The 7,684-nt window shown below is 50.1% G+C and carries 7 protein-coding genes; all 7 read right to left on the minus strand.

Features of this window, described 5'->3' with window-relative positions; all coding sequences use genetic code 11:
* Positions 1-6 precede the first annotated feature (6 nt).
* The 7 genes from U9P07_12875 to murD all read right to left on the minus strand — a co-directional run bounded on the left by U9P07_12875 (position 7) and on the right by murD (position 7,442).
* Positions 7-945, minus strand: coding sequence for a D-alanine--D-alanine ligase (locus U9P07_12875; protein MEA2110297.1), 939 nt, complete (start codon positions 943-945; stop codon positions 7-9).
* Positions 942-1,928, minus strand: coding sequence for a UDP-N-acetylmuramate dehydrogenase (gene murB, locus U9P07_12880; GenBank protein ID MEA2110298.1), 987 nt, complete (start codon positions 1,926-1,928; stop codon positions 942-944). Before murB ends, U9P07_12875 begins: the two co-directional genes overlap by 4 nt.
* Positions 1,928-2,254: a BON domain-containing protein gene (locus U9P07_12885; protein MEA2110299.1), complete on the minus strand. Its 327-nt coding sequence runs from the start codon at positions 2,252-2,254 to the stop codon at positions 1,928-1,930. Before U9P07_12885 ends, murB begins: the two co-directional genes overlap by 1 nt.
* Before the next feature lie 153 nt (positions 2,255-2,407).
* On the minus strand, positions 2,408-3,775 hold the full coding sequence (gene murC / locus U9P07_12890) for a UDP-N-acetylmuramate--L-alanine ligase (protein ID MEA2110300.1): 1,368 nt from the start codon (positions 3,773-3,775) through the stop codon (positions 2,408-2,410).
* On the minus strand, positions 3,765-4,892 hold the full coding sequence (gene murG / locus U9P07_12895; GenBank protein MEA2110301.1) for an undecaprenyldiphospho-muramoylpentapeptide beta-N-acetylglucosaminyltransferase: 1,128 nt from the start codon (positions 4,890-4,892) through the stop codon (positions 3,765-3,767). The genes murC and murG overlap by 11 nt, the downstream gene beginning before the upstream one ends.
* A gap of 3 nt (positions 4,893-4,895) precedes the next feature.
* A complete protein-coding gene (ftsW, locus tag U9P07_12900; GenBank protein MEA2110302.1) occupies positions 4,896-6,014 on the minus strand; it encodes a putative lipid II flippase FtsW in 1,119 nt (372 codons plus the stop codon).
* Complete coding sequence (gene murD, locus U9P07_12905; protein MEA2110303.1) at positions 6,015-7,442, minus strand: UDP-N-acetylmuramoyl-L-alanine--D-glutamate ligase; 1,428 nt, start codon at positions 7,440-7,442, stop codon at positions 6,015-6,017.
* Between the last annotated feature and the right edge of the window lie 242 nt (positions 7,443-7,684).

Here is a 7,684-nt window from a genome sequence, read left to right on the forward strand (position 1 = left end):
CCTTATTTATTGAATTTCCAAGGATGCCCCACAGAGTATTTTTACAATCAGGGAATCAAAATCAATCCCTGCAGTCTGGGCTGCCTTTGGCAATAAACTGGTTCCCGTCATTCCCGGAATGGTATTGATCTCGATAACAAACGGCTTGCTATTCAAATCAAGGCGAAAATCAACCCGAATGGCACCAGACCGGCAACCGGTTACCCTGCAGCCTTGCACCGCTAACTGTTGAATCTCTTGCGTCACCTGGTCCGGCAAAGGCGCCGGAGCCAGATAATTGGTAGCTCCGGGCGTATATTTGGCCTGAAAATCATAAAACCCGGAAACCGGCTGAATCTCAATCAAGGGCAGCGGTTCACCTGCAAGCACCGCAGCGGTTACTTCCCGTCCGGGGATATATTTTTCCAGCAAAATTTCAGCATCATAACTAAAGGCTTTTTCCTGGGCAGCATGCAGTTCAGCCTCGGAACTGATAATTGAAATACCCAGGCTCGATCCTTCACTGGCCGGCTTGACCACCAGGGGATATCCCAGTTTCTGTTCAGCCGTAGAGATAAATACTTTATCAGTAGCCACCAAATATGAAGGAGTCGGTATCGCGGCACTCTCCAAAAAACGTTTGGTTGCCAGTTTATTCATCGCCACACTGCTAGCCAGCACCCCGGGACCGGTATAGGGAATCTGCAAAAACTCCAGCACCCCCTGGATTGCACCATCTTCCCCATAACGACCGTGCAGAGCCAAAAAAGCCACCTCGATGTTTTCAGCCTGCAACTGCCGACAGACATCTCTCCCCACATCAATTCCAACCACTTGATAATGCTGCTGTTTCAGGGAATCCAGGATGGCGGCGCCGGTTTTGAGGGAAACCTCCCGTTCTGCGGACAGCCCCCCCATCAGCACCCCGATTTTCTTATTTTTCAGCACTTCCATGGTTAAGCTCATATCGACTCCTCTTCTCCAGCCAACCCAGTAGAAATATACTCATCCCCAAAGCGAATAATCTCCTCCTCCAACACCAGGGAAAAAGACTTCCGGACCTGTTCCTTCACCCTGGCAATCAGGGTGAAAACATCAGCAGCCGTTGCTCCCGGTTCTGTGGTAATAAAATTAGCATGTTTAACAGACACTTGAGCCCCTCCAAAGCGCCAGCCGCTACATCCGGCAGCTTCAATTAAACGACCGGCATAATTACCCGGAGGATTTTTGAAAACGGAACCGGCTGAGGGTACACCATAGGGCTGCTTCTGCCGGCGAATCTGCCGATATTCTGCCATTTGTTTTTCAATCTTCTCCGGATTACCCGGTTTAAGCTCCAATTCAAGGCCAACCACCAGCTTCCCGAGAGGAATTCCTCCACGGCGATAGCCACTATTCAATTGCCCCTGGGTCCATGATTGCAAGTTTCCCTGACCATCACAGGTTATAACCTTCAGCAGCACATCACTGAATTCACGGCCAAAAGCCCCAGCATTCATAACTGCCGCCCCGCCGGCAGAACCGGGAATCCCGACCAAAAATTCCAGCCCGCTAAAACCCCGCTCCTGACAAAATTGCAGCAGGGTTGAAAGCCGTACTCCGCTCTCAACATCAACCTTTACCTTGTTGTTGCTGATAGTCGGCTCGGCTATATCATGTATATGTTCCACCAGACTTATTACCGCTGCTTTCGTAACCCCTGAATCGGCCACTACTATATTGGCACCACCACCGAGTGGCAGCACCGGCACCGCCAAATCCCCCAACCTGTGAAGCAAACTCTTTAAAGCACCCACATCCGTCGGCGCCAGATAAAGACGGGCTGTTCCCCCGACCCGGATCATAGTCCGATCAGCCAGGGAAACATTTTCCCGAACCTGGCCATTGAACTCCAGGTCCAGAATTTTGATAATATCTTCACTGATCGGTATCTCCCGGTTTGTTAACATCAGGGAATTATTTTCAACATGCTGGTAACTTTTTTAACCCCATTTATGATCCGAACCGCATCAATAATCCGGGCTTCCTCATTTTCACTATGAGCCCTGCCGGACAAAATCACTTCCCCCTGCATCACATCAACATCAATCCCCAGTGAACGGACTCCCGGCATACTCATGAGTTTAATGTTCACTGCCGTAGTAATGGTGCTGTCATCAACCACTTCACCGGCCGACCGGCCCCCTGGCGTGGCACAGGACACCAGCTGCATCACCAGCAACAGGGAAACAAAAATCAAACTTCCACTTGTCATTACTGAAATTTTTCCCTTCATTTTTCCCTCCTTAAGATGCCCAAAAAGAAAGTTTCTTTTTAAAGCGTGAATACGATACTCAGTGTATGTGGTGTACGGTTTACGGTTTACGGTTTACGGTGTATACGGTACAGGGAAACACCTTAAACCTTGAGCCTTAAACCTTGAACCTTTCTAAAAAGCCAACAGGCTATGAGCCACTTTATTAATATCTCCGGCTCCCAGGGTTACCAACAGCTGATTCCCCTGGAGATTGTTCCGCAGGTAACTGACCATGGTTACCTGATCAGCATAATACTGGACATTTTTATGCCCGTGATGTTTGATCTCTGCCGCCAGGTTCTCAGCGGTAATTCCGGCGATGGGAGCTTCCCCTGCCGGATAAATCGTGGTCACCAGCAATTCATCCGCTTCATTAAAAGCAACCAGAAAATCGGTAAAAAGGTATTTGGTTCGGCTAAATCGGTGCGGTTGAAACGCCACCACCAGTTTACGGTCCGGGAAAGCCTGCCGCAATGCCCTCAAAGTGGCTATGATTTCGGTAGGATGATGACCATAATCATCAATAACCGTCACCCCCTGGAATTCTCCCAAGATCTGCAGCCGCCGTTGTACCCCACTGTACCGCTTTAAATTACGTTGAATCAGCTCAAAATCAAGGCCAATTTCAAAGCCGGCAGCAATGGCTGCCAGGGCATTCTGGATATAATGACGGCCAGGCAGACCGATGCTGACTTCCCCCAATACCCGCTCTCCTGCAACCACAGTGAAAGAACTGTTCATCCCGTTTATCTGCACCTTTGTTGCCTGGAGGTCAGCCTGGGGATTAAAACCATAAGTACAAAGGCGACGACTGATTCGGGGTATAATTTCCTGCACCCTGGGGTCATCAAGGCAGACAATAACCAGCCCGTAAAACGGCACCTTGTTAGCGAAAGTAACAAAGGTATCTTCAATTTCCGCTACTCCCCCCTGATAATGGTCCAGATGCTCCCGGTCAATATTAGTAATCATGGCAATAATAGGAGAAAGATAAAGAAAAGAACCATCACTTTCATCTGCTTCCGCCACCATGATTTCACCCTGTCCCAGCCTGGCACTGCTTTTCAGACTGTTCAGGCGACCGCCAATAACAATGGTGGGATCAATATCCGTATCAGCCAACATGGTGGCAATCATCGAGGTGGTTGTGGTTTTCCCATGGGTACCGGCCACCGCTACCCCATATTTCAGCCGCATCAGTTCGGCCAGCATCTCTGCCCGGGGGATGACCGGAATATAACGCTCCAGGGCCTCAACCACCTCGGGATTTTCATCCTTGACGGCAGTAGAACGCACAACAACTTCGACATCTCCCACATGCTGCCGTGAATGACCGGGATAAATTTTCGCCCCCAGTTCCTCCAGCCTTTCAGTTACTGACGTTTGCTGCAAATCAGAACCTGAAACCTGATAACCAAGATTCAGTAATACCTCAGCAATGCCGCTCATGCCGCTGCCACCAATGCCGACAAAATGAATACGTTTTACCTTATGACGCATTTTCATCTTTCAAATCCTCAACGGTGGAAAAAGCCATAACCTGCAGGCAGGTATCGACAATCTGAACAGCTGCCCGGGCACGACCCAGGCTGGCGGCCGCCATCGCCATCTGCCGGCGACGATCGGAATCCTTATACAAGACAGTCAACATGGCCGCCAGTTCCTCTTCATTCAATGCCTGATCCTTGAGCATCAGGGCTGCCCCTTTTTCGACAAAAACCTGGGCATTTAACTGCTGATGATCATGGGCAGCATGGGGATAGGGAATCAAAACTGCCGGCCGGCCCACCAGGGCCAGTTCAGCCAAGGTCAAAGCTCCGGCCCGACAGATAACCAGATCAGCTTGCGCATACTTTCTTCCCACATCCGCAAAAAAATCTGCCACTTCCGCCTGGATTCCACTGGTTTGATAAGCTTCTCGGACCCGCTCAAGTTCTCTACTGCCGGTCTGATGAATAACCCTGATCGGAATCCCTGATTCCTTCAGTCTCGCCAGCGCGGAGGGCACTGTCTCATTAAGAGAATGGGCGCCTAAGCTGCCGCCGATCACCAAAATAACAAAAGCATCCGGATTCCCAGCCGAAGATTCAATCGGCCGGATAAAATCAGCTCGTACCGGGTTGCCGGTATTGACTATCTTCCGGTTATGCAGTTTTTTCCCCGCCTTATCAAAAGCAATAAAAATTGCTGCCGCAAAAGGAGCAAGACACCGGTTTACAAGCCCGGGGAAAGCATTTTGTTCTTGGATAACCAGAGGAATACCAGCCATTCTGGCAGCCACCAGTACCGGGGCACTGGCATAGCCTCCCAATCCCACCACCAGATCCGGTTGATAACGGACCAGAAGCACCAGGGCCTGAATCAGCGCCCTAGGCAATGATCCGATCACCTTTAACCGCTGCCGCCAGCCTTTGCCAACCAACCCGCCTATTTTAATAAAAACCAGGCGATAACCCAGTGGCGGTATAACCCGGACCTCCAGTCCTTTTCTGGTTCCGGCAAAGACTATGTCCAAGTCGGGAAAACGCCGGTTAAATTCCTGGGCCAGGGATATACCGGGAAACAAATGGCCGCCGGTGCCACCGCCGGCAAACATGATCATTTTTGGCTCTGGCATAGTTTAATATCCCCGGGATGGTCGCCGACTAACAGCGGCTTCCTCCTGACGGCAGACATTCATCAGAATACCCATCGCCGTAAAACTGATTAACAATGATGTTCCCCCATAGCTTAAAAAGGGATAGGTCAATCCTTTGGTGGGCAAAACCCCCATGGCAACCCCCATATTGACCAGCATCTGCACCACAACCAGGAAAGTCAGTCCCACCGCCAACAGCATTCCGAACCGATCACGACTGGCCAAGGCAATCCGAACACCGGTCACCAGCAAAACCAGGATGCCCAGGATCAGAAAACAAATCCCCAAAAACCCCATTTCTTCGCCGATGGTGGCAACAATAAAATCCGTATGGGGCTCGGGGAGGAAAAAAAGCTTCTGCTTGCCATCTCCCAAGCCGACTCCGTTAACACCCCCGACCCCTAAAGCCATCATGGATTGAATTACCTGAAAGCCACTTCCCAGCGGATCTTTCCACGGGTCAAGGAAGGACATAATTCTTTTCAGACGGTAGGGAGATCGATACACTGTCAGGACAATTCCCGGCAATAGCAACAGACCCAAGGAAAACAGATGTATCAATCTGGCCCCGCCAACCCAGGACAACATAACCACCAGCAATAGAAGCAGAGCCGAAGTACCAAAATCCGGCTCCATCATCAGCAGACCGACAAAGAGCATCAAAATAAGCAGAGGCGGCAACAGCCCCCGGGTGAAATTCCGTAATTCATTTTCAGAGTTAGCCAGGTAGGAACCGATATAAATAACCATAACCAGTTTACACAATTCCCCTGGTTGAACCGTAAAAAACGGGGTTTGCAACCAGCGGCTTGCCCCACCCGCCTGACGACCAAACCCGGGAACCAGGACCAGAACCAGCAAAAGCAGATTGATAAAGAGCAGGGGCGCACATAATTTGGCCCACCAATGATAATCTATCCGCCGGCAGACGGCCATGGCGACACAGCCCAATCCCAGAAAAATCAACTGGCGGGAAAGGAAATAATAGCTGTAACCATACTTATTTTTGGCCAGCACCGCACTGGAACTGAAAATCATCAAAGCACCAAGCACAATCAGGCAGAGCACCACCAGCAAAAGAATGATTTCCTTGCGTTTCATCTAATCCTGACCTTCAAGCTTATGGACCATGCGGATAAACGCCTTGCCGCGCTGTTTATAATTGCTAAATTCATCAAAACTGGCACATCCAGGAGATAGCAATACCACATCACCGGGATGTGCTAAGCGGGATCCGGCCACTACGGCTTCCTGGAGATTTGCCGCTTTCACTCCGGCGCAAAAATGAGGCAATTGACGAGCAATCAGTTCCGCTGCTTCGCCAAAAGGAATAATCTCTCTGACCCGACCGCCCAAAATATTCTCCAGCTCAGCAAATCTTGCCCCTTTATCCCGGCCGCCCAGCAAAAGGACAACCGGCTGCTCAAAACTGACAATGGCTTTAGCCACCGCGTCAATATTTGTGGCTTTTGAATCATTGACATAATCTATCCCCGCCACCCGGAAAACATATTCCAGCCGATGCACTAAACCGCCGAATGAAGCCAAAGCCGAAATCATTACCTCGGGCTCCAGCCCATAAATCAATCCAACCATAAAAGCTGCCAGCACATTGCTGCGATTATGCTCGCCCACAACCTTTAAGGATGGTACGGTAATTTTAGCGGAAATCACTTTGCCACCTTCACCAGGCAAGTGGTAACTGATCCATTGGTCAAAAAAATTTCCACCAAGGTCCAGGGTAGTTCGACAACTGAAAGGCAACGGTCGCGATATCTGCTCCCCATTCAACCAGCGTTCTTCCAATTTCCGGTACTGAATTTCGAGCTGTTCATCATCAATGTTCAGCAACAGATAGTCTGCGCGTTGCTGATTCTTCATTATGCTCATTTTTGCCGCCAGATAGGCATCTTCATCGGCATATCGATCCTGATGATCAGGAGTTACATTGAGTATAACCGCCACCCGAGGTCGAAAGTCCACCATCCCTTCCAGCTGAAAACTGCTCAACTCCAGGATTCCCAATTCCCAGCCAGCATCAGGAAGAAGCATATCGACAGCCGGGGTGCCAATATTCCCGCCCACGAAAGCTTTGCGACCGGCAGCCTTGAAAATCTCACCTAACAACGTAACTGTGGTCGTTTTACCATTGGTTCCAGTCAGACCGATCAAGGGAACCTGCATAAACCGGCTGGCAAGCTCAATCTCACCGATAACCGGAATATCTCTGGCTCTGGCCTGTTCCAACACCTCAAGGGAAAAGGGTACTCCAGGGCTGGCAACAATCATATCCTGCTTGAGAAACAAGGATAGTGTGTGGCCGCCGGTTTCCAATTCGCTTAACGGCAGCAGTTCTAACTGCGAAACAGCATCAGCCAGTTCCTTTGCCGAACGGCTATCTGAAACCGAGACCAAAGCCCCTTGACGGCAGAGAAACCTGGCAACCGCAACCCCGCTGACACCCAGTCCGACGACCAGGACATGTTTGCCCTGCAATTCATTTTTTTTCGGCTCAGCATGCATGTTCATGGCCACATCTATCACCTGGTCAACCACTGGTATTCGCTTCGCCCTCTCACGGGACAGATTTGCACTTTTGCTTCGCCCTGCTTCGCATGGGGACAGCACTAAAGTACTGTCCCCGATCCCGTGTACCCTTTAACCCAAGATTCAAGATTCGGGGGGAGCTTGAGATTCAATATGATAATCTTGAATCTTGATAACCTTAAACCTTTAGCCTTTAGCCTTTAGCCTTTAGCCTTTAGCCTTTA

The organism is Pseudomonadota bacterium, assembly GCA_034660915.1.
GTDB lineage: Bacteria > Desulfobacterota > Anaeroferrophillalia > Anaeroferrophillales > Anaeroferrophillaceae > DQWO01.